The sequence below is a fragment of the Micromonospora sp. NPDC047753 genome, from assembly GCF_040642735.1.
Lineage (GTDB): Bacteria > Actinomycetota > Actinomycetes > Mycobacteriales > Micromonosporaceae > Micromonospora.
In genome coordinates this window covers 1-1,848 of sequence record NZ_JBEYSL010000801.1, presented here as the reverse complement: position 1 = coordinate 1,848, position 1,848 = coordinate 1, and the positions used below count along the sequence as shown (strand labels likewise).

The 1,848-nt window shown below is 69.3% G+C and carries 1 protein-coding gene; it reads right to left on the bottom strand.

The features are described 5' to 3' along the window. Positions 1 to 1,739, bottom strand: a 1,739-nt coding sequence (locus ABZ749_RS34680) for an ABC transporter ATP-binding protein (protein WP_357235523.1), incomplete at its 3' end; no start/stop codon positions are given. Positions 1,740 to 1,848 lie beyond the last annotated feature (109 nt).

Sequence of the window (1,848 nt, the reverse complement as noted above, 5' to 3'; positions counted from 1 at the left end):
ATGACGAAGCTGGTCCGGTCCGAGCGCAGCGCGGCCATCGCCCGTTGCAGCAGCACCTCGGTACGGGTGTCCACCGAGCTGGTGGCCTCGTCGAGGATCAGCAGCGACGGCTCGGCGAGGAACGCCCGTGCGATGGTGATCAGCTGCTTCTCGCCGGCGCTGACGTTGCTGCCCTCCTCGTCGATGACGGTGTCGTAACCGTCGGGCAGGCTGCGTACGAACCGGTCCACGAAGGTGGCCCGGGCGGCGGCGAGGATCTCCTCCTCGGTGGCGTCCGGCCGCCCGTAGGCGATGTTGTCCCGGATGGTGCCGCCGAACAGCCAGGTGTCCTGGAGCACCATGCCGATCCGGCCGCGCAGGTCGTCGCGGCGCATCGTGGTGATGTCCACCCCGTCGAGCGTGATCCGGCCCGCGTCCAGCTCGTAGAACCGCATCACGAGGTTGACCAGGGTGGTCTTGCCGGCGCCGGTCGGGCCGACGATGGCCACCGTGTGTCCGGGCTCGGCGACCAGCGAAAGGTCGTCGATCAGCGGCTTGTCCGGCTCGTAGCGGAACGAGACGTGCTCGAACTCGACCCGACCGTGCGGGTCGGTGACCCGGGCCGGCGCGACCGGGTCGGGGGTCTGCTCGTCAGCGTCGAGCACCGCGAAGACCCGCTCGGCCGACGCCACCCCGGACTGGAGCAGGTTGGCCATCGAGGCGAGCTGGGTGAGCGGCTGGGTGAACTGGCGGGAGTACTGGATGAACGCCTGCACGTCGCCGAGGCTCATCGTGCCGGAGGCGACCCGCAGCCCACCGACCACGGCGATCGCCACGTAGCTCAGGTTTCCGATGAACATCATCGACGGCATGATGATCCCGGAGATGAACTGCGCCCCGAAGCTGGCCCGGAACAACTCCTCGTTCTTCGCGTGGAACGCGGCCTCGACCTCACGCTGCCGGCCGAAGACCTTCACCAGCTCATGGCCGGTGTACGCCTCCTCGATCTGGCCGTTCAACTCGCCGGTGTGCGTCCACTGGGCGATGAACTGCTTCTGCGAGCGCTTGGCGATGCGCTGGGTCACCAGCACCGACAACGGCACCGCGACCAGGGCCACCAGGGCCAGCACCGGCGAGATCCAGAACATCACGGCCAGCACGCCGACGACGGTCAGCAGCGAGGTGAGCAGCTGGCTGAGGGTCTGCTGGAGGCTGGTGGAGATGTTGTCGATGTCGTTCGTGACCCGGCTGAGCAGCTCACCGCGTGGCTGCCTGTCGAAGTAGGGCAGCGGCAGCCGGTTGAGCTTCTCTTCCACCTCGGCGCGCAGCCGCAGCACCGTGCGCTGGACCACCCCGTTGAGCAGCCAACCCTGCCACCAGGACAGCAGGCTCGCCGCCAGGTAGAGCCCGAGCGCCAGCAGCAGCACCCGACTCAGTGCGTGGAAGTCGATGCCCACCCCGGGCACCACGTCCATCCTGGCCAGCATGTCGGCGAAGCTGTTGTTGCCGCTGGCCCGGGCCGCCGCGACGGCCTGATCAGCGGTGGTACCGGCGGGCAGTTGCCGGCCGATCACCCCAGTGAAGATCAGGTCGGTGGCGTGGCCGAGGATCTTCGGTCCGGCCACGCTGAACCCGACGCTCACCAGGGCCAACGTGATGATCGCGGCCAGGTGCAGTCGGTGCGAGCGCAGCCGGCCGAGCAACCGCCGGGCCGACGGGCCGAAGTTCATCGACTTCTCGGCGGGCATTCCGGCGCTCATCCATCCCGGACCGCCGCCCTGGCGGCCGGGTGGCAGCCGCTTCGGCGTCGCCGCGCCACTGCCGGTCTCCGGCGCGGTCTCCCCGCCGGTTTGCCGCGTGGTCTCATCC